Origin of the sequence: Roseovarius sp. THAF8 (assembly GCF_009363735.1) — a bacterium.
GTDB lineage: Bacteria > Pseudomonadota > Alphaproteobacteria > Rhodobacterales > Rhodobacteraceae > Roseovarius.
In genome coordinates, this window is record NZ_CP045410.1 from 121,214 (window position 1) to 141,088 (window position 19,875).

The 19,875-nt window shown below is 61.8% G+C and carries 21 protein-coding genes and 1 tRNA gene; 8 read left to right on the forward strand and 14 right to left on the reverse strand.

The window, feature by feature from the left end; genetic code table 11:
• A complete protein-coding gene (gene scpB / locus FIU85_RS00605) occupies nucleotides 1–672 on the forward strand; it encodes an SMC-Scp complex subunit ScpB (RefSeq protein WP_152492538.1) in 672 nt (223 codons plus the stop codon).
• Between the two features lie 83 nt (nucleotides 673–755).
• On the forward strand, nucleotides 756–980 hold the full coding sequence (locus FIU85_RS00610; protein ID WP_152495479.1) for a hypothetical protein: 225 nt from the start codon (nucleotides 756–758) through the stop codon (nucleotides 978–980).
• 45 nt (nucleotides 981–1,025) lie between these two features.
• Here FIU85_RS00610 and FIU85_RS00615 read toward each other — a convergent pair whose 3' ends face one another.
• From FIU85_RS00615 to FIU85_RS00650, 8 genes are all read right to left on the reverse strand, one after another.
• Nucleotides 1,026–2,102: a 2'-deoxycytidine 5'-triphosphate deaminase gene (locus tag FIU85_RS00615; protein ID WP_152492536.1), complete on the reverse strand. Its 1,077-nt coding sequence runs from the start codon at nucleotides 2,100–2,102 to the stop codon at nucleotides 1,026–1,028.
• Between the two features lie 82 nt (nucleotides 2,103–2,184).
• Nucleotides 2,185–2,261 (reverse strand) — tRNA-Pro (locus tag FIU85_RS00620).
• 62 nt (nucleotides 2,262–2,323) lie between these two features.
• Complete coding sequence (locus tag FIU85_RS22240; protein ID WP_254702965.1) at nucleotides 2,324–3,373, reverse strand: MerR family transcriptional regulator; 1,050 nt, start codon at nucleotides 3,371–3,373, stop codon at nucleotides 2,324–2,326.
• A gap of 10 nt (nucleotides 3,374–3,383) precedes the next feature.
• A complete protein-coding gene (gene ihfA / locus FIU85_RS00630; protein WP_152492535.1) occupies nucleotides 3,384–3,686 on the reverse strand; it encodes an integration host factor subunit alpha in 303 nt (100 codons plus the stop codon).
• A 112-nt stretch (nucleotides 3,687–3,798) separates the two neighbouring features.
• Nucleotides 3,799–4,773: a beta-ketoacyl-ACP synthase III gene (locus FIU85_RS00635; RefSeq protein ID WP_152495480.1), complete on the reverse strand. Its 975-nt coding sequence runs from the start codon at nucleotides 4,771–4,773 to the stop codon at nucleotides 3,799–3,801.
• A complete protein-coding gene (gene plsX / locus FIU85_RS00640; protein WP_152492533.1) occupies nucleotides 4,770–5,876 on the reverse strand; it encodes a phosphate acyltransferase PlsX in 1,107 nt (368 codons plus the stop codon). The genes FIU85_RS00635 and plsX overlap by 4 nt, the downstream gene beginning before the upstream one ends.
• Nucleotides 5,877–5,899: 23 nt before the next feature.
• Nucleotides 5,900–6,106: a 50S ribosomal protein L32 gene (rpmF, locus tag FIU85_RS00645; RefSeq protein WP_057789461.1), complete on the reverse strand. Its 207-nt coding sequence runs from the start codon at nucleotides 6,104–6,106 to the stop codon at nucleotides 5,900–5,902.
• A 150-nt stretch (nucleotides 6,107–6,256) separates the two neighbouring features.
• On the reverse strand, nucleotides 6,257–6,811 hold the full coding sequence (locus FIU85_RS00650; protein WP_152495481.1) for a DUF177 domain-containing protein: 555 nt from the start codon (nucleotides 6,809–6,811) through the stop codon (nucleotides 6,257–6,259).
• Nucleotides 6,812–6,907: 96 nt separating this feature from the next.
• Between FIU85_RS00650 and FIU85_RS00655 the strand changes: the two genes are divergently transcribed.
• From FIU85_RS00655 to FIU85_RS00665, 3 genes are all read left to right on the forward strand, one after another.
• The gene (locus FIU85_RS00655; protein ID WP_152495482.1) at nucleotides 6,908–7,354 is read left to right on the forward strand and encodes an outer membrane protein assembly factor BamE; all 447 of its coding nucleotides are present in this window, start codon (nucleotides 6,908–6,910) and stop codon (nucleotides 7,352–7,354) included.
• Between the two features lie 88 nt (nucleotides 7,355–7,442).
• A complete protein-coding gene (locus tag FIU85_RS00660) occupies nucleotides 7,443–8,180 on the forward strand; it encodes a GNAT family N-acetyltransferase (RefSeq protein ID WP_152494485.1) in 738 nt (245 codons plus the stop codon).
• A 44-nt stretch (nucleotides 8,181–8,224) separates the two neighbouring features.
• On the forward strand, nucleotides 8,225–10,048 hold the full coding sequence (locus FIU85_RS00665; protein ID WP_152492530.1) for an ABC-F family ATP-binding cassette domain-containing protein: 1,824 nt from the start codon (nucleotides 8,225–8,227) through the stop codon (nucleotides 10,046–10,048).
• Nucleotides 10,049–10,060: 12 nt separating this feature from the next.
• Here the strand turns inward: FIU85_RS00665 and FIU85_RS00670 are convergent, their stop codons facing one another.
• The 3 genes from FIU85_RS00670 to FIU85_RS00680 all read right to left on the reverse strand — a co-directional run bounded on the left by FIU85_RS00670 (nucleotide 10,061) and on the right by FIU85_RS00680 (nucleotide 13,446).
• The gene (locus FIU85_RS00670; RefSeq protein ID WP_152492529.1) at nucleotides 10,061–11,941 is read right to left on the reverse strand and encodes a nucleoside-diphosphate sugar epimerase/dehydratase; all 1,881 of its coding nucleotides are present in this window, start codon (nucleotides 11,939–11,941) and stop codon (nucleotides 10,061–10,063) included.
• Nucleotides 11,942–12,133: 192 nt separating this feature from the next.
• Nucleotides 12,134–12,748 carry a sugar transferase gene (locus tag FIU85_RS00675; protein WP_152495483.1) on the reverse strand — a complete coding sequence of 205 codons (615 nt, stop codon included), beginning with the start codon at nucleotides 12,746–12,748 and terminating at the stop codon, nucleotides 12,134–12,136.
• Nucleotides 12,745–13,446, reverse strand: coding sequence for an NAD(P)-dependent oxidoreductase (locus tag FIU85_RS00680; RefSeq protein WP_172978756.1), 702 nt, complete (start codon nucleotides 13,444–13,446; stop codon nucleotides 12,745–12,747). The genes FIU85_RS00675 and FIU85_RS00680 overlap by 4 nt, the downstream gene beginning before the upstream one ends.
• A gap of 235 nt (nucleotides 13,447–13,681) precedes the next feature.
• Here FIU85_RS00680 and FIU85_RS00685 point away from each other — a divergent pair, with 235 nt between their 5' ends.
• A complete protein-coding gene (locus FIU85_RS00685; RefSeq protein WP_368372972.1) occupies nucleotides 13,682–14,800 on the forward strand; it encodes a polysaccharide biosynthesis/export family protein in 1,119 nt (372 codons plus the stop codon).
• Here FIU85_RS00685 and FIU85_RS00690 read toward each other — a convergent pair whose 3' ends face one another.
• The 3 genes from FIU85_RS00690 to gyrA form a co-directional block, all read right to left on the reverse strand.
• Nucleotides 14,801–15,151, reverse strand: a complete 351-nt coding sequence (locus FIU85_RS00690; RefSeq protein ID WP_152494483.1) for a DUF6614 family protein — start codon at nucleotides 15,149–15,151, stop codon at nucleotides 14,801–14,803.
• Between the two features lie 83 nt (nucleotides 15,152–15,234).
• The gene (locus FIU85_RS00695) at nucleotides 15,235–15,795 is read right to left on the reverse strand and encodes a hypothetical protein (protein WP_152495485.1); all 561 of its coding nucleotides are present in this window, start codon (nucleotides 15,793–15,795) and stop codon (nucleotides 15,235–15,237) included.
• 189 nt (nucleotides 15,796–15,984) lie between these two features.
• The gene (gene gyrA / locus FIU85_RS00700; RefSeq protein WP_254702966.1) at nucleotides 15,985–18,747 is read right to left on the reverse strand and encodes a DNA gyrase subunit A; all 2,763 of its coding nucleotides are present in this window, start codon (nucleotides 18,745–18,747) and stop codon (nucleotides 15,985–15,987) included.
• Nucleotides 18,748–18,938: 191 nt separating this feature from the next.
• On the opposite strand from gyrA, the gene FIU85_RS00705 reads away from it, so the two are divergent.
• Together FIU85_RS00705 and FIU85_RS00710 are read left to right on the forward strand one after the other, a co-directional pair.
• The gene (locus FIU85_RS00705) at nucleotides 18,939–19,220 is read left to right on the forward strand and encodes an usg protein (protein WP_152492525.1); all 282 of its coding nucleotides are present in this window, start codon (nucleotides 18,939–18,941) and stop codon (nucleotides 19,218–19,220) included.
• 170 nt (nucleotides 19,221–19,390) lie between these two features.
• Complete coding sequence (locus FIU85_RS00710; protein WP_152492524.1) at nucleotides 19,391–19,858, forward strand: BrnA antitoxin family protein; 468 nt, start codon at nucleotides 19,391–19,393, stop codon at nucleotides 19,856–19,858.
• Nucleotides 19,859–19,875: the final 17 nt, after the last annotated feature.

Sequence of the window (19,875 nt, forward strand, 5' to 3'; positions counted from 1 at the left end):
ATGTCTGACGGGATCGAGAACGAAGCGCCGCAGAATGAAAGCCTTTTCGAGGCGCCGCCCATGGCGGAGCAGGAACGCATGTGCGAAGCGATCCTGTTTGCCACCGCCGAGCCGATTTCCGCAAAGGAGATCGAAGCCCGGATGCCCCACGGCTGCGATGCCGCCGAAGCCCTGGTGCACCTGCGCAAGCGCTACGAAGGGCGCGGCGTGCATCTGGTGAAGGTGGGCGATGCTTGGGCCATGCGTACCGCAGCCGACCTCGGCTTCCTGATGCAAAAGGAAACGGTCGAGACCCGGAAGCTCAGCCGCGCCGCGATCGAGACACTGGCCATCATCGCCTATCACCAACCTGTCACCCGCGCCGAGATCGAAGAAATCCGTGGTGTCAGCGTCAGTCGCGGCACGGTCGACCAGCTGCTGGAAATGGAGTGGATCCGGTTCGGGCGTCGCAAGATGACACCGGGCCGACCCGTGACCTTCGTCGTGACCCAGCATTTCCTTGATCACTTCGGCCTGGAAAACGCGCGCGACCTGCCCGGGCTGAAGGAACTGCGCGCCGCGGGCCTTCTGGAAAACCGGCCACCGCCCGGCGAGATGCCCCAAATGGGGGAAGGCGACGAGGACCTGTCGGAAGAGACTGAAGAAGGTCAAAGCGAACTTTTCGAGGACTGACCCGGCTAAATTTCCGGATTTGCCCTGAAAACTTCATTATCGCGTGTTATATCTCAATCAAGCAGGTACTTGAGGAGCGCGCAATGAACGCCAACCGCATCATCAACATGGTCATTCGGATGGTCATGAACCGCCTGATCCGCGGCGGGGTCAATGCCGGGATCAACAGATTTTCGCAGCGGAATGCCAAGAACGCTTCGTCCAAAGGGCAGGGCACGTCGAACGGCCAGCAGAAACAGCAGACGGCAGAGACGCAGAAGCGCATGAGACAGTCCATGCGCGTGGCCCGCAAGATCGGCCGTTTCTAAATCGTTTCGCCATTTACCTGAGCCATCAGCGAAGGGCGAAACGCTTTAGGCGGCGCGGAAGTGCTTTGACAGCTTGAGGCCCTGTCCCTGGTAGTTCGAGGCTATTCCAGCGCCATAAAGTTGCTGTGGCACTTCGTCCATCTGCTCGTAGACCAGCCGACCCACGATCTGCCCGTGCTCCAGCACGAAAGGGGCCTCGTGACAGCGTACTTCCAGAACGCCGCGTGAACCGGCACCTCCCGCCGCGTCATGTCCGAATCCGGGATCGAAAAAACCGGCGTAATGCACCCGGAATTCACCCACCATGGCAAGGTAGGGGGCCATTTCGGCGGCATAGGATGGCGGGATGTGCACCGCTTCACGGCTGACGAGTATGTAGAACGCACCGGGATCCAGGATGATCCGCCCCGTATTGCTGTGGACTTCTTCCCAATAGTCGGCGGGCGCGTAGCCGGCGATATTGTCAAGATCGATGACCCCGGTGTGGGGCTTGGCACGGTACCCGACCAGGGTGCCTTCCGCCGGCTTCAGGTCCACCGAAAAGCCCAGCCCGTCGCTGATCACCGGCGGACCGTCGACCAAGGGGCTTTGGGCATGAAGGGCACTCAGGGCCGCATCGTTCAGCACGGCCTGTCCCGCCCTGAACCGGATCTGGTTCAAGCGCATCCCCGGACGGACAAGCACCGAGAACGAGCGCGGACATATCTCGGCATAGAGCGGGCCGGAATAGCCGGCAGTGACCCGGTCGAATTCCTCGCCGCCATCGGTGATGGTCCGGGTCAGCAGGTCAAGTCGTCCGGTCGAAGACTTTGCATTCGCCACGGCGTGAATATCCGAGGGCAAATCCAGGCTTTCCATCAGGGGCACGACATAGACACAGCCTTTTTCGAGGACCGCGCCATCGGTCAGGTCGATCCGGTGCATTTCGAATTCCTGCAACCTGTCTGCGACCTTGGCGCCGGCGCCTGCCAGGAACGAGGCGCGCACCCGGTACGCGACCGATCCAAGGCGCAAATCCAGCGAGGCGGGCTGTATCTGATCGGACAGGACCGCGGGCTGCGCCGCAAGGCTCCCGTCCTGGATCATCGTTTCGAGTTGCTGGCTGGCCAGAACGCCGGTCATTCCTGCCTCCCTGCGTGCCGCACCACGATACGTTCCGTACCGACGCAAAGCGCGGAAAAAGGACCAGTGGTGCGCGAAGAATTGGTCGGGCTAGCAGGACTCGAACCTGCGACCTTCCGTCCCCCAGACGGACGCGCTACCAGGCTGCGCCATAGCCCGACGTCTGGCCGTTCATACTGGTTTTGGCGACAAGGACAAGGGGGAAATTCCAGATTCACGCGCTACTCTCTGGCAGCGGTGCCCGTCGTGGCCCGCAGTCGCGGAAGCAAGCCTTCAAGCCCGGCAATCGTGTCGGGTGAAAGAGGGCGCTCGATCCTCGAGAGCAAGGTCAGAACGCCTGCGTCTGCGGCAACCTCGTCTTCCGGATCGTCGGGCACATCCACGGCAAGCGAAGGCTTCGGTGTTTCAGGCGTATCGTCCGCCACTTGCGGATCCTGCGCTTGATCCTCGTTGCTCTGTGACGCCCCAGGAGGCGCCTCATCGCGTTGCAGAAAACTCGGCAATTGGGCGCCACCATCCGACACATCTTGCGTCTCGGCGGTCGGATCGGGCTCGACTTCGGGCATAGGCGCGGGCTCCGGCTTGTGCCGGCTGAACGTCAAAGCTGCGCTCTCGGTTTTTTCTTCCCGCTTCGGAGTGGGCGTGGGGGCACTATCTTTCGTCATCTCCGGGCGGGGGGGCAAATCGGATGCGACCGGAGGCGGCTCGGGAGCCGCACTCGGCGTTCGAGGTTCGGGGTCGGGCGTTGCCCCGGATGATGGCTGCTCCGGCGTCGTCCCGGCGTCTTCAGGTTCCACTTCAGCTGCAGAAGACACGTCAGAAGGCGCCGGAGTTTCGGCCTGGGGTGTCTGCGGAGGCATGGGCGTCCTCATCCCGGTATCCGATGGCTGCGGTTCGGATGCCGCAACGGCGGCACCGGCACCTGGAAGTTGCGACTCTGACGCTTCGGCAGGGGCCTCTTCGAGGTGATCTATGATCACGTCATCCGCGGCGTCGCCCAGGGGCTGAGAAAAATCCGATACGTGCCCGACACCCTGTTCGCGCAGCATCTTTTGCACGCCCTTGATCGTCATGCCGTCATCGTGGAGCAGTTTCTTGATACCGCCCAGCAGTTTCATGTCGGCGGGGCGATAGTACCGCCGTCCACCGGCGCGCTTCACCGGCTTTACCTGACTGAACTTGCTTTCCCAGAAACGCAGCACATGCGCCGGAGTCTCCAGCCAGTCGGCAACTTCGCTGATTGTACGAAAGGCGTCGGCGGATTTGGCCATGGCGTCTACCTCAGCCTTTGTTGCCCGCCGCGACCCGGTCCTTCATGAGGTGCGATGGGCGAAAGGTCAGAACCCGCCTGGGATTGATCGGAACCTCTTCGCCGGTTTTCGGATTCCGCCCCACGCGGGCCGACTTGTCGCGCACCGAAAACGTGCCGAAAGAAGAGATCTTGACCTGTTCACCGCGCACCAGTGCGTCCGACATATGCTCCAGAACACTTTCGACCAACTGGGCAGAGTCGTTGCGCGACAAGCCCACTTCGCGGAACACCGCCTCGCTCAGGTCCATCCTTGTCAGCGTGTTGTTTGTCATCACATCCCCTCTACCTTATGCAAAGGACTTTAGGGTCGAAGAATTTTCCGAGTCAATGTCAATGACTTGGCAGGCAGAGTTTAAGCGGAAAAATCGCGCTTTGTTCCGGCACTTACCAGCGCAGAACCACGGCGCCCCAGGCCAGGCCCCCGCCGATCGCTTCGGAAACGATCAGATCTCCGCGCTTGATCTTGCCTTCCGACACCCCGACCGACAAGGCCAGCGGAATGGACGCGGCCGAGGTGTTTCCGTGGTCCTGAACGGTGACAACCACCCGATCCATGGGAATGGCAAGTTTCTTGGCGGTGCCTTGAATGATGCGGATATTGGCCTGATGCGGCACGATCCAGTCAACGTCGTCATCCGTCAGTTGGGCCTTGCCCAAGGCCGCCTCGGCGGTCGTGGTCAGTTTTTCAACTGCCTGCCGGAACAACAGGTTGCCCTGCATCTTCAGCTTGCCCGAAGTGCCGGTCGAAGACACGCCGCCATCGACATAGAGCATATCCAGGTAGCGACCGTCCGAATTGAGGTCGGTAGACAGAATTCCGCGATCGGACGGAGCGCCCTCGGCCTCGGCCGCGCTCAGAACCACGGCGCCGGCACCATCCCCGAACAGAACGCAGGTCGACCGATCGGTCCAGTCCATGATCCTGCTGAAGGTCTCGGCCCCGATCACCAGCAGGCGCTTCGCCTGGCCCGACACGATCAGCGCATTGGCGTTGGCAAGCGCATAGACGAAACCCGCGCAGACGGCCTGCACATCAAAGCCGAAGCCGCGCGTCATCCCCAGTTCTTTCTGGATCATCGTGGCGACGGACGGAAAGGTAAGGTCGGGTGTCGATGTGGCGACAAGGATGCCGTCGATATCTTCCGGGCCCACGCCCGCGTTTTCCATTGCCGCGACAGCGGCGCGCGTGCCCAAGTCAGAGGTCGTCTGATCCTCGGCGGCGAAATGGCGCCGCTCAATCCCCGAGCGGGTTCTGATCCATTCGTCCGTTGTATCGAGAAAGGTCTCAAAATGTGAATTCGGCACCACTCGTTCAGGAAGGTAGTGACCGACACCGTCTACAACGGCGCGAATCGTCATGCCTGTTCACCGCTACTGTCGGGTTCGTTTTCGCCATCCTGTTCAAGCATGCTCGCAGATGCAACCCGTGCGGCCAGTTTTTCGGTAAAGCCGGTATCGGCCAGCTCGAAGGCCAGTTTCACTGCAGCGGAAATGCCCGTCGCGTCTGCCGAGCCGTGTGATTTCACCACCGTACCGTTGAGGCCGAGGAAGACACCGCCGTTGGCGCGGCTTGGATCGATCCGCTTGCCCATCCGGCGCAGCGATGTCAGCGCCAGGATAGATGCAAGACGCGACAGCGGCGTATGCGCAAAGGCCTCCTTGAGCAATTCTCGAATAAGCTTCGCCGTGCCTTCCCCGGTCTTGAGCGCCACATTGCCGGTAAATCCGTCCGTCACGATCACGTCGCACACCGTGCCGGGCAGGTCGCGTCCCTCGACAAACCCCACGAACTCGAAATCGCCGTTCCGCGCATTGCCCTCGATCAGGTCATAGGCCTCGCGCAGTTCGGAGCGGCCCTTGTGCTCTTCCGTGCCGACATTCAGCAGGCCCACACGGGGGCGGTCCAGCCCGAAACCGTTCCGCGCATAGGACGTTCCCATGAGCGCGTATTGCATGAGGTCCTTGGCGTCGGCGCGAATATCGGCGCCACCGTCCAGCATGATGTTGTGCCGCTGCGGGTTCTGCGAAGGCCACAACACCGCGATTGCGGGGCGGTAGATGCCGGGCAACTTGCGCAGCCGTATGACCGACATCAGCATCAGCGCGCCGGTGTTGCCGCAAGAGACGCAGACATTCGCCTCGCCGTTGCGCACGGATTCCAAGGCCGACCACATCGAGGTGCCCTTGCCTTGGCGCAACGCCTGGCTCGGCTTGTCCTCCATCTCCACCACGTCGCCGGCGTTCCGAATCTCGCATCGACCGGCCAGGTGCTTGCGCTTGGCAACGAGCGGCTTCAACACGTCCTCGGGGCCGTGAAGAATGAAACCGATCCGATTGTTCTTCTTCGCAGACGTGGAAATCCCGGCAACGACGGTTGCCGGGCCCAAATCGCCCCCCATGGCGTCTACAGAGATGAGGATGCGCCCGTCGGTCTTGCCGGTCTTGTCGGCCGATGCCGTCATTGGACGCGTCCCTTTGCTGCCGCTTAGGCTGCGTCTTCGTCCAGATCGACCTCGTCATCCAGCGCGATGACTTCGCGGTCCGCATAGTGACCGCAGGCGACACACACGTGATGCGGGCGCTTCAGTTCACCGCAGTTGGGGCACTCGTTCGGGTTGGCACCCTCAAGCGAGTCATGCGCCCGGCGATTGTTCCGGCGCGATTTCGATACTTTGTTCTGTTGGACAGCCATGTCACAACCTCAAATCTTGTGGGCCTCACGGCCCGGTTTCATACGCTGCCGCGGCTCCTATTCCTCGAGAGCCTGCCGTGCAACCCTAAATCCGGTGAGAGCGCGAAAATACAAGGAAATCGCTTGCTGTCCAGCGATTCTTTCGTGCCCTCAATCGCCGTCTTTCAACTGGCCTTTCAGTTTCGCGAGGGCGGCAAAAGGCTTGGCATCCGCGTCCGTCATCGGCGTGACGCCCGGGGGCGCATATTGGGCGTTCTCACTGGGTGTTTCCGTGCTGCGCGGGTAGGGCGGCAGCGCCAGCGCAATCGCCTCCTGCAGCACAGCCCGCAGGTCGATCTGGTCGCTCAGCGGGTCGATCGTCTCGTCCTCGGGCATCTCGATCTCTTCCATGTCGGTGTCGACGCCCGGCCAATCCTTGCGGAACTTGCGGACGATCTCTTCGTCGATGCGTGTCGTGACAGGGTCCAGCGTCACCACGCAGGACTGCACCACGGTCGCCCCGAGCCGTGCTTCGAGTTTCCAGTTTTCGCCGTCGTCAGGATGCATCGCGCCCTCGAGTCGCACTTTTTTCAGCGCGAGAATCCCGAGGTCTTCCGCCATGCGCGCCATGTCCGGAGCATCCGGCTCGATCTGAAATGGATGCGATCGGTTCATCGACATCTGTGCCAGATGCAGCACGGTCGGATTTTCTGTCTTTTCGCTCATAGACGTATCACCTATCCTTTCTTGAACCTGACCGCTACCTTGTTGTATCGGGTACTTGGGTGTTTGGGACCCGTTCAAGAGGCGAAGAGGGGTGGCATGAAAAATCGGTTTGCCAGGATTGGTGCCATTGTGTGCCTTGTGGGGGCGCTTGCCGCCTGTACCCCGACCTATCGCAATCACGGATACATGCCGCTTCAGGAGGATCTTCAGAACCTTGTCGTGGGTGTGGACACGCGCGACACTGTCAACGACGTGATAGGACCGCCGTCTTCGGCCGGCATGTTGGACCGCGGCGACTATTACTACGTGCGCAGCCGCGTCAAGGAAGTGGGCATGTACCGTCCAGAGGTGATCGAGCGGCAGGTGCTGGCCATCAGTTTCGCGCCGAACGATACCATCGCCAATATCGAGACCTTCTCCCTGGCCGACGGCAACATCGTCCCACTGACCCGCCGCGTGACCGACTCTTCGGTGGTGGGCAACGGCTTCCTGCGTCAGATCCTGGGCAACTTCGGCAACATCGATCCCGGCACTTTCTTCTAGCCGCGGGCGTCATTCGCCTGTCACATGCTTCATGTTAAGCGGTTCGCACATATATAAAGCGTAAGCGACCGCTATGGATGAGGCCGAGATGTTGAGCAAGGGACGCTACCGCACGCGCATCGCCGATGGCGACGCCGACATAGAGGCGGCGCAGCGCCTTCGGCAACTGGCCTTCAGGGGCGGCGATTCCCAGGATGACCTCGACCGGGATCAGTTCGACGGCATCTGTACGCATATCCTTGTCGAGGACGCCCAGGACAAGCGCCTGATCTGCTGCTTCAGAATGCTGCCACTTGATGGCGGCGACGAGATCGAGCGCAGCTATTCCGCGCAGTTCTACGAATTGTCCGCGCTGCGGGCATTTTCCGGCCGGATGGTCGAGATGGGCCGCTTCTGCATCCATCCCGAGGCGCGTGACCCCGACATCTTGCGCGTGGCGTGGGCAGAGATGACGCGCTACGTCGATGACAACGACGTGGAACTGCTGTTCGGATGCTCGTCTTTCAAGGGAACCGACGCCGACGACTACCTCGACGCCTTCGCGATGTTGAAGGAACGCCACCTTGCGCCGCGGCGATGGTTGCCGCGCGTCAAGGCGCCTTCGGTGTTTCGCTTCGCGCAAAAGCTGCGCCTGCGGCAACCCGATGCCAAGTTGGCCATGCTGCGAATGCCGCCACTGCTGCGCACATACCTGGTGATGGGCGGCTGGGTCAGCGATCACGCGGTGGTGGACCTGCAGATGAACACGCTTCACGTTTTCACCGGGCTCGAGATCAACGCGATCCCGCCAGCCCGCAAGCGCCTGCTTCGCGCCGTTGTGCAATAACGCGACCGCTTGACGCTCCCCCCGGCGCGGGATAGCGCTGCGCCATGGCGCGTGCACCCCTCATCCAGCTGTCGGACATTTCCCTTACCTTTGGCGGCGAACCTGTCTTCGACGATCTGTCGCTGGTGGTTCAGACAGGCGACCGCGTCGCGCTGGTCGGGCGCAACGGCTCTGGCAAATCCACCCTCATGAAGGTCATCGCCGGTCTGGTGGAACCCGATCGCGGCACCCGCGCCCTGCAGCCCGACGCTTCGGTCGGCTACATGGAACAGGAGCCTGACATGACCGGCTTCGACACGCTGGGTGCGTTCGCGGCCGACGGTCTGGACGAGGCAGAGCATTACCGTGTGGAAATGGCCGCCGAAGGGTTGAAGTTCGAACCTGGCCGGCCCGTCGCCACCGCGTCGGGCGGAGAGCGCCGCAGGGCCGCGCTGGCGAAACTGATGGCGCAGGCGCCGGATCTGATGCTGCTGGACGAACCCACGAACCACCTTGATATCGAGGCGATCGGCTGGCTGGAACAGCAGCTGAAGGAGACGCGGGCGGGCTACATCATCATATCGCACGACCGCGCCTTTCTGCGCGAGTTGACCCGTGCCACGCTCTGGATCGACCGCGGCATGACGAGGCGGCAGGAAAAGGGCTTCGAGCACTTCGAGGCATGGCGCGACAAGGTCTGGGAAGAAGAGGACCAGGCGCGTCACAAGCTCAACCGCAAGATCGCCGAAGAGGCCCGGTGGGCGGTCGAGGGCATCAGCGCCCGGCGCAAGCGCAACCAGGGGCGGGTTCGTGCGCTTCAGGATCTCCGCGCCGAACGGGCGTCCCAGATCAAACGGCAGGGCACCGCAGCCATGGCGCTGGCCAGCGGCCCGCAATCCGGCCGCAAGGTGATCGAGGCGTCACACATCTCCAAGAGTTTCGGGGAGGCCCCCGTTGTGCTCGATCTTTCCCTGACGATCCAGCGCAAGGACCGGGTCGCCTTCATCGGCCCGAACGGGGTGGGCAAGACAACGCTTCTGAAGCTGCTGATGAAATCGCTCGAACCCGACGAGGGAGAAGTGCGGCACGGTACGAATCTTGTGCCGGCCGTGTTCGATCAGGCGCGGGCAAAGCTGGCCCCCGACATGACGCTCTGGGACAGTCTGACCGGCGATCCGGACATGCGCGTCTCGGGGCAGGCCGATCAGGTCATGGTGCGCGGCGTGCCGCGTCACGTTGTCGGATACCTCAAGGATTTTCTGTTCGACGAGCGGCAGGTGCGCGCCCCCGTCCGGTCGCTCTCGGGCGGGGAAAAGGCGCGCCTGTTGCTGGCCAGGCTGATGGCGCGGGAAAGCAACCTGCTTGTGCTCGACGAACCGACCAACGATCTGGATATCGAAACGCTCGATCTGCTGCAGGAACTGCTGGACGACTATGACGGCACGGTTCTGCTGGTCAGCCACGACCGGGATTTCCTGGATCGGGTGGCGACCACCACCGTCGCAATGGAGGGGCGCGGCAGGCATACCGTCTATGCGGGGGGCTGGACCGATTATCAGGCGCAGCGTGTGGCGCCCGAGGTTACGCCTGAAAAAAAGCCGCAAAAGCCTACGCCGGCCGCGGGACAGCAGCGGTTAGCGGGCAACGCGAGCAAACAGAAACTCAGTTTCAAGGACAAGCACCGGCTTGACACTCTGCCCGATCAGATCGCCCGGCTGGAAGCCGAGATCGCGAAGCTGGAGGAATTGCTTGCCGACCCGGGGCTTTATACCCGGGACCCTTCGAAGTTCGCCAAGGCGACCGAAGGTTTGAACCAACGGCAGGCGGCACTGGGCGAGGCCGAAGAGGAATGGCTTCTTCTGGCGGAGAAGGCCGAGAACACCGGCTAGCCTTGGCCGGCGCTACTCGTTCACCGATTTGCCGCCTTTCCCCATTTCGCTCTTCTCGATCCACTGATGCAGCGTCGCTTCCATCTGTTCCGCATTCCGCGTGTCGATCGCTTGCCGCAAGGATTGCAGGGCGTTGGCCATTTCGATTTCTGAAAGGTGCTTTTCCTGTGCCCGCAGGATTTTCGGATGCGGCGTCGTCAGCATATCGGAGCCGATCAGCAGTTCCTCGTGCAATTTCTCGCCGGGGCGCAGGCCGGTGATTTTGATCTCGACGTCGCCGCCCGGGTTTTCAGCGTCGCGCACGGTGTGTCCGGCATTCTCGATCATTCTGCGTGCCAGCTCGTAGATCGGTACGGGTTTGCCCATGTCGAGCACGAACACGTCGCCGCCGCGGGCGAAGGAGCCGGTCAGCAGGACCAGCCGCACTGCTTCCGGGATGGTCATGAAATACCGGGTGACATCGGTATGGGTCAGCGTCACCGGACCGCCCCGAGAAATCTGTTCCTGGAATAGCGGGATGACCGACCCCGACGAGCCAAGAACGTTGCCGAACCGCACCATCGAAAACCGAGTGCCATTCGACCGCGTCGCCAGATCCTGCACCGTCAGTTCGGCAAACCGTTTCGAGGCGCCCATGATCGAGGACGGGCGCACCGCCTTGTCGGTGGAAATGAGGATGAAGCGTTCCACGCCCGTACGCATCGCCGCGCTGGCGACGGTCCTTGTTCCGAACACGTTGTTTCGGATTCCTTCCAGCGCATTGTGCTCGACCATGGGCACGTGCTTGTAGGCCGCGGCGTGCAGGACGATCTCGATCTGGTGTGTGCGCATGACGTCGGCAACCAGCGGCTCTTCGGTGACACTGCCCAGGACGGGGATGACCGTCGCCTCGGGCAGGATCGCATTCAGTTCGCGGTGGATCTCGAACAAGGCCAGCTCGCTGTGGTCCAGCAAGACGAGTTTGCCCGGTTCGCAGGACAGAATCTGGCGAGACAGTTCCGCGCCTATCGACCCGCCTGCGCCGGTCACCAGGATATTGCGGTTCCGGTACGTTTCGAAGACACCGGGCAGATCGTCGTCAAAGCCGGCACGGCCGAGCAGTGTATTGACGTCGACGGGCTTGGTTTCGGACAGGCTCGCGGACGATGTTGCAACCAGATCCGCGAAGGACGGCATCGAATGGACTTCGCAGGATGTGCTGGCCAGACGTTTGATGATACTGGACTGAACCGCCCGATTGGCGCTTGGCATGGCCAGGACGACGCGCTTGACCTGGTACCTCTGGATCAGGTCTTCGAGGTCGCCAGGCGAATAGGTGCGCAGCCCTCCAATGGTGATGCCCTGCAACCGCAAGTCATCATCCACGAAAGCGACGGGCTCTACCGCGTCGTCGACAGACAGCGCGGTCGCCAGTTGCTGCCCGGTCTGTCCCGCGCCGTAGATGATGATCGGCAATCTTGCATTGCCGCGCCGGTAGACGGACAGAAGTACTTGCCGCATCAGCAGCCGTGACGACACCGAGAGGATGAGAAAAAGCATTCCCATGACCACGAAAAGCGGCGCTGGAAAGGTCATCCCGAAGAACACCGCCGACATCAGCGCGCCGGTACCGATCATCACGGCCGCAACAAAGGCGGATTCGACCACGCCTTGCATCTGATAGGCGTTCAGCTTGATCCGGTGCAGTCCCAGCACGAAGATCAGAGCCAGGCCGACTCCTGTCACGCAGGTCACGCTCATCAGGAACGCATCGGCATGCGCCGTGACACCGTCCATGCCCAGCAACAGGAACCCGGCTACGATATGAGATACCGCGATCAGGACACCGTCGACTGCAAGCAGGATTTTCCGCTTTTGATGACGCGAAAGGGAAACCGCCAACTTGTAAAGCATCAAGCCCCGCCTCGTACGACCATGAGTTGAACCTTTATTGGCAAATACAACTTAAACAAATCACATCATCCCAACGAAACGCAACACGGTACATAGAATGGAAAATCTCCGCGTCACAAGTGAATTCTGCTGCGTATGCAATGCATGTGCGGATTCCAGTCTTAGCATGTATCTGTTATAGCTTCGTATAGGTTAGCCGCCTGAGGCGAAAACCCGCCTAACCGTCCTGACGATCAGTGCGGCGTCGAAACAGAGCGTCCTGTTTCTGGCCCAGATAAGGTCGATTTTCGCCTTGGCCGGCACACAACGACGCAGATAGACATCATCGGTTTCGGCCTGTGAATGGCATCTCGACAAGAGCTGTTCCTCCCGACGATGAAACACCAGCGTCGCCAGCCCCGTGACACCGGGGCGGTTTTCCAGAACCTCGGCATATACCAGAGGGCACAGACGGACGAAGCGGGGCAGGGGCGGTCGCGGGCCGACAAAGCTCATGTCGCCTTTCAGGATATTCCACAGCTGCGGCAGCTCATCCAGGCGTTTGCGACGCAGGAATCTTCCGGTCTTGGTGATGCGGCGCTGCTTGTACGCCCCGGACACGGACGCATCCCGGCCCGAATTCGTCATCGTTCGGAACTTCCACAGGATAAAGCTCTGTCCCGGCGCCTTCATGCGTTTCGACGGATAAAGGATCGGCCGGCCGTCGAGGACAAGAATGGCCGCGGCCACCAGCAGCGTCGGGATCAACAACACCACGACCAGCAACAGGGCCAATGCGATGTCCATGACCCGCTTGCCGGGACTCATCGGCGTACCTCCAGTCGGTTCAAATCTGCGATCATCTCGCCTGCGTCGGAGGTGAATCGATAGTCGGGCAGCAGGGCCTGCAGGCGCCCGACGTCCAGCGACACTTCCCTGATTGCGCTGTCGGGGGCAGGGCGCCACAGAACGTGCCGGCCCGCAGCCACCACCAAGTCTTCCATCGCCACCGGCCCGGGCGCGGCAATATTGAGCACGCGTGGCATCGGTTTTGTCTCCGTGTCGGAAAGGCGTTTCAACACCGCAAGCAGGTCGGTCGCCCCGATATAGCTGCGAATGGGGCCGCGTCCATCCGCAAACTGGTCCAGCGTGACCCCGCCACCCTTTGCCAGCGCTGGTGCCAGGCTGTCAGCGCCGACCACGTTGGTCAGGCGCAACACATGCTCTGACACGGCGCTGTCGCCTGAGGTCACCGTGCGCTCCATGTTCAGTTTCGCCTCCCCGTATGGGCCGATCGGGCGCAATGGTGCGTCCTCGGTCAGTTTTGCGCCGGGGCCGTAAACGGCGGCCGTGGAAATATGGAACAGCCGCCGCGCACCGCAATGCCGCGCTACGCGGCGCGACAGGCCCACAAGCGCGGTGTTCATCGCAAGGTCATCGCTCGTGCCGGCGGTCTTGCCCCACAGCGCAATCATCATGTCGCAGGCCGGCAGCCGGTCCAACGAGTCATCGGGTGTCCAACGCACGTCCCGGTCCGGTCCGCCGGACTGAAATATGAACTCGGCGTCACAACAGACGCCCGTAGTCCTTGCGGCATGCAGCAATCGACCAAGCCGTCCACCAGAGCCCGCTACAAGTATCCGCATCCCGACGTCCAGCCCGGGCAATCTCGCCGGATTGCCCTCTTTTTCCATTACCCCATTGTCTATCATCACGTGCATGGGATAGGAAACCAATGCATGCCCGCGGGGGGACACGACATTGTTGAAGACGATCCGGTTTCTATTTTTGGCCGTCGGCGTTGTTGCGCTTACAGGATGCGCGTTGCCGCGTGGCGCTGCCGTGCAGTCCGAAATATTGAAGGAACAACGCTCTGAGAAGCCGTCGTTTCAGTTGGTCGAGGTGACGCGCGAGCTGACGCCGCTGATCGCGAAATGGCCGCACAGCGGCGCGAGCGCCAAATTCCACTGGTTCGGGGCCGATCAAGGGCCTGATTCCTCGGCTATCCAGACCGGCGATACGGTCAATATCGTGGTCTGGGACAGCGAAGACAACTCTCTTCTGACCGGACTGAACGGAACCGCAGCCGAAATCCCCCCACAGGAGGTTTCCGCGGCAGGCCGCATCTTCCTGCCCTATGTCGGCGAGGTGTCGGTGCGGGGCCTAACCCCATCCTCGGCAAGAGCCCGGCTGCAATCGCAGTTCGAACAGATCCAGCCTTCGGCGCAGGTGCAACTGTCCGTGACGCCCGGACGCAACAATTCTGTCGACGTTGTCGGCGGGGTCGCGGCGCCGGGTCGCTATCCGCTCGACAGCCGGAACACCAAGATACTGGGCGTGGTGGCCCAGAGCGGCGGAGTGAATCCCGCCCTGCGCAACCCGATGATTCGCCTTCAACGCGGGGGCCGAACCTACGAGGCCCGCGTCTCGTCGCTGTTGGAAAACGCCAATCGCAACGTGCGTGTCGTCGGCGGTGACCAGATCGTGGTGGTCGAGGACGAACGCAGTTTCACGTCTCTCGGCGCGACCGGCGCACAGAAGGTGATCTATTTCGAGAAGGAGCGCATGACGGTGGTGGAAGCGCTCTCGTCCACAAGCGGTCTGAATGCGGGGACAGCCAACCCCAAGGGCGTACTCGTCTTGCGTGATTACCAGCCCAGGGACCTGAAGCCGGGACTGGCGGGTCCGAACAAACAGCAGGTCGTGTTCAGCTTCGATCTGACTTCGGCCGACGGCCTGTTCGCGGCGCGACAGTTCTTCATCCAGCCCGACGATACACTTTATGCCACCGAATCCCCCATCAATTCGGCGCGCACGGTTATCGGTCTGTTTGGAACGATCATCGGTGTGACCAGCTCGGTGAACAACGTCAGCAACTGATTAGATTATGGCCAGCCGCTCTGCGCGCTCGGGGTCGGGAAATGGGCGGTACAGCGCATAGTCGGCGGTGTCGATCATGTCGTGCATCCGTGTGTAGAGCGTCTCCGCCTCGTCACCCTGTTGTCCGACCCATCGAAAGGCCTGATCAAGCTGCGCGAGGTCGGCCACCTCGATCCTCAAAAGGAAATCGCGAAAGCTGTCGGATGCAAGGTTGAGCTTGCGCCGGACGAGCGACCATTGGCCGACAACACCGGCCGCCTGCAGATGGGACATCCAGTTGTCGAGCGCGGCTGCGAACAACATCGCTTGCGCGTCTTTTTTCAGGTCTATCTGGCAGGTGTAGATGTTCATGTCGCGCAACGCCCCTGGTCGAACGCAGGCAGACTGACAGCAAACCGTTGCGAAATCGTTGCCGGGTGCGAGCGTCGCAATCGTCACAGGGCGGCGAAGATGTTCTCGACCTCGTCACTGTCGCCATGCGTCGCCGAGACCAGCCTGGGTTTCGGGCGTTCCAGTGCAGGCTGGGGCGATACGGCTTGTGTCCTGGTCAATGGCTGCATCGCGGATGTCGTCCGCGCCCGCTGTTGTGCCCGGTCCGCGGCGGTTGCCCCCGCTGTCACGCGGCGCGGCACCACCACCACCTGATCGTTGCGCAGCCGCGGCGTGCTGCGGCGCCATACAAATGCGGCCCGGCTGATTTCGGTCCGTTTCAGGCCGGTGTAGCTCAGAAGGACGGCACCGACGAGCGCCAGATCGCGCCAGAACGGCTCGACCAGCGGCGTATCGGCCAGCATCAGGTTCTGCGCCACGCTGGTGGCGAACACGAAGATCGCCAGCATCAACGATGTCAGCCGCAACCAAAGCCCAAGCAGGAACGCGGCGGTGATGGAAAACAGCAGAACGGTGCCAATCAGGTCAGCCGTCTGCGGGTCGGTAAACGACAGGAACAACGCGGGCGTCGCCACACCGGATATCAGGCCAAGCGCGGTTGCCATGAAATACGATCCGATGACGATTCGGATCAAATTCAGGCCCGTGTAATCGACCCAGCGTTGCCGTCTTTGCACCAAGGCGAAACCCTACCCCGGGGGCAGCATAAGTCCGGAGCTTCCTTGACCTTTTTTGCCGAAAAATTGGGGCAGAATTCGTTCGAAACAACGCGAATTGCGCGGCAGGTCATCGGCTCAAGTGGTTTCCTGGCTTTCCGCGGGGGCGCCTTCATCGAGGTCGTCTTCGCCGGTCTCGGCAATCCAGGCGACGCTGACGACCTTCTCTCCCTTTCCGGTGTTGAAGACCTTCACACCGCCCGCGCTGCGGGACCGGAACGAGATTCCGTCAACCGGAACGCGGATCGACTGGCCTCGTGATGTTGCCAGCATGATCTGGTCCTCGATCTGAACCGGGAAGGAGGCCACCAAGGCCCCGCCACGCATGGCCTTGTCCATGGCCTGGACGCCCATGCCGCCGCGTCCGCGGACCGGGTAATCATGGCTGGAACTCAATTTGCCGGCACCCTGTTCGGTGATGGTGAGAATCAGATTCTCGGCCGCCTTCATCTCTTCAAACCGTTCGGTCGGCAGCGGCGTTTCTGCGTTGCCGTCTTCCTCGCCCGTCTCGTCGTCATCGGCCCCAGCCATCTGTCTGCGCATCTTCAGGTACGCGGCGCGTTCGTCCGGCGTGGCCTCGAAATGGCTGATGATCGACATCGACACCACCCGGTCGCCATTGCTCAGACGGATGCCGCGTACGCCCGTCGAGGCGCGCGAGTTAAAGACCCGCACATCGGTCGCCGGGAAACGGATGGCCCGACCGGAATTCGTGACCAGCATCACGTCATCGTCGTTCGAGGCGATGCGTGCATTGATCAAGGACCAGCCTTCGCTTTCGCCTTCGAACTTCATAGCGATCTTGCCGTTGCGCATGACGTTGGTGAAATCGCTCAGTTTGTTGCGGCGGACGGTTCCGTGGTCGGTGGCAAAGACCACTTGCAGGTCGTCCCATTCGCTCTCGTCACGGTCCACCGGCATGATCGCCGCGATGCTGACCCCGGAGGGGATCGGCAGGATGTTCACGATCGCCTTTCCCTTCGACGTTCGCCCACCCAGAGGCAGCCGCCAAGTCTTCAGCTTGTAGACCATCCCGTCGGTGGTGAAGAACAGAAGCTGGGTATGCGTGTTGGCCACGAACAGCGTGGTCACCACGTCCTCTTCCTTGGTCTGCATGCCCGACAGGCCTTTGCCGCCACGTTTCTGCGCGCGGAAATCGGCCAGTGCGGTGCGCTTGATATAGCCGCCCGAGGTCACGGTCACGACCATGTCCTCGCGCTCGATCAGGTCCTCGTCCTCCATGTCGCCGGACCAGTCGACGATCTCGGTGCGGCGGGGAACGGCGAATTGCTCTTTCACCTCGGTCAGCTCGTCCGAGATGATCTGCATGATTCGCTCGCGGCTGGCGAGGATCGCGAGGTATTCCTTGATCTTGCCCGCCAGTTCCTGCAGCTCGTCGGTGACCTCTTTCACGCCAAGCTGAGTCAGGCGTTGCAGGCGCAGTTCCAGGATGGCGCGGGCCTGCGTTTCGCTGAGGTTGTAGGTGCCGTCGTCGTTCGCCTTGTGCGTCGGGTCGTCGATCAGCGCGATGTATTCAAGGATATCGCCCGCGGGCCAGCGGCGGGTCATCAGCTTTTCACGGGCCTCGGCGGCATCGGCGGAGGCGCGGATCGTGGCGACCACCTCGTCGACATTGCTGACCGCCACGGCCAGGCCGCACAGCACGTGGCTGCGTTCGCGGGCCTTGCGCAGGTCATAGGCGGTGCGCCGGGCCACCACGTCCTCGCGGAAGGAGATGAAGGCGCTGAGGAACCCGTAAAGCGTCAGCTGTTCGGGCCGTCCGCCGTTCAGCGCCAGCATGTTGCACCCGAAATGCGTCTGCATCGGGGTGAAGCGGAAAAGCTGGTTCAGTACCACCTCGGCGGTGGCGTCGCGCTTCAGCTCGACCACCACGCGCACGCCGTGACGGTCGGATTCGTCCTGCACATGGGTGATGCCCTCGATGCGTTTCTCGCGCACGGTCTCGGCGATCTTCTCGATCATCGCGGACTTGTTAACCTGATAGGGAATCTCTTCGATAACAATCGCGTAGCGGTCTTTCCTGATCTCCTCGATCCGGGTCTTGGCGCGCACGATCACGCTGCCGCGCCCCTCGATATACGCCTTCCGCGCACCGGAGCGGCCGAGCATGATGCCGCCGGTGGGAAAGTCCGGGCCGGGGATGTATTCGATCAGCTGTTCGGAACTCAGGTCGGGGTTCTCGATCAGGGCCAGCGTGGCGTCGATGACCTCGCCCAGGTTGTGCGGCGGGATGTTGGTGGCCATGCCGACGGCGATGCCGCCGGCGCCGTTGACCAGCATGTTTGGGAAACGCGCGGGCAGGACCGTGGGCTCGCGGTCCTTGCCGTCGTAGTTGTCCTGGAAATCGACGGTTTCCTTCTCGATATCCGCCAAGAGCGCGCCCGCGGGCTTGTCCATGCGGACCTCGGTGTAACGCATGGCAGCGGGGTTATCGCCGTCCATGGAGCCGAAGTTGCCTTGACCGTCAAGTAACGGTAAAGACATGGAAAAATCCTGCGCCATGCGCACCAGCGCGTCGTAGATCGCAGAGTCGCCGTGGGGGTGGTATTTACCCATGACGTCGCCCACGGGGCGGGCGGATTTGCGGTAGGCCTTGTCGTGGGTATTGCCGGTTTCGTGCATGGCATAAAGGATGCGCCGGTGCACCGGTTTCAGGCCGTCGCGCAGGTCGGGAATGGCCCGGCTGACGATCACCGACATGGCGTAGTCCAGGTAGGACGTCTTCATCTCTTCGATGATCGACACCGACGGCCCGTCATGCACGGGGCGTTCGGGCGGCATTTCGTCTTCGTTTTCAGGGGTTTCCGGCGTGTCGTTCACGTGCTGTCCCGTCCTGTCGCATTTGTCTATATCTTGTTAACGAAACTATACCAGAGGCAGGATATGGGGTGCAATGGCCCGTGTCCCCGACCTTTGGCAGCCAGCCGGGCAGGGTGATAACATGCTGTTTTTATTGAAAACTAATTATTTCGTGCCACACTCTGATTCATAACAATAAGAGTGGTGCCAACATGGATAACACGACGGAGCTTTCGGAAACCGAACTGATGCTGAAAGGCTATGGCCTGACGACTGCGGAATTTTATTACCACATGCCGGATTATGCGCATGTTATCAATACCTTCGTCTGGCAGGACTATGATCTTGCCCCGGACCATCCCAAGCTGTTCAAGTTCATCGAATTCTGGCAGGACGAAATCGACGGACCGCTGCATTCGGTGCAGTTCATCCATCGCAAGATGATCAGCCCCGGCGAATGGCGGCAGGTGACCGGCGAGTTTTACATGAACTGAGCACGGTCGGTTAACCGATCCGCGCAACGGGCCGAAAACACGGGGGTGACAGGCGTGCACCCCGCGTACACCCTCCGTGCACCGGGCGGTGCCGCCAAGCGGCGTTAACGTCTCGGCGGCAGGATGACGGGCGTTCACCCCCCGTGTCCTCCCGTTGAAAGGAACCCCCGATGCGCCGCACGCCGCCGCCGCAGAACAACCGCGCCGCGTTGATGGACGAACTGCGGCAATTGCAGGAATCGCTGACCGAGCACTGGCTGGACCGATCCCTGCCCGAGGAGTGGCAGGGGCTGGAAAGCCGCGAACCGATCGCGCGCCCGAAAACGCGGGTCACCATCCGGCTGGACAGCGACATGGTGAAATGGTTCCGCCGCCTTGGCCCCGGCTATGGCGCGCGCATCAACCGGGTGCTGCGGCTGTATTGGCTGGCCCTGATCGAGGGACGGGTCTATGCGCATTGGGACGAGAACGGCGCGGGACCGCAATTTGCCGAATACCTGAACCGGCAGATGGAGATGCTGAAAGAGCAGCGCGCCCGGCGGCGGAACGGGGACGAGGCGGATGTAGGCGCGACGGAGGAGGGCGACGACACCCCGCTGCCAGGGATCACGATAGATTTCGGCGATGGCGCGGAATGAGGCGCGCCGCCCGCGCC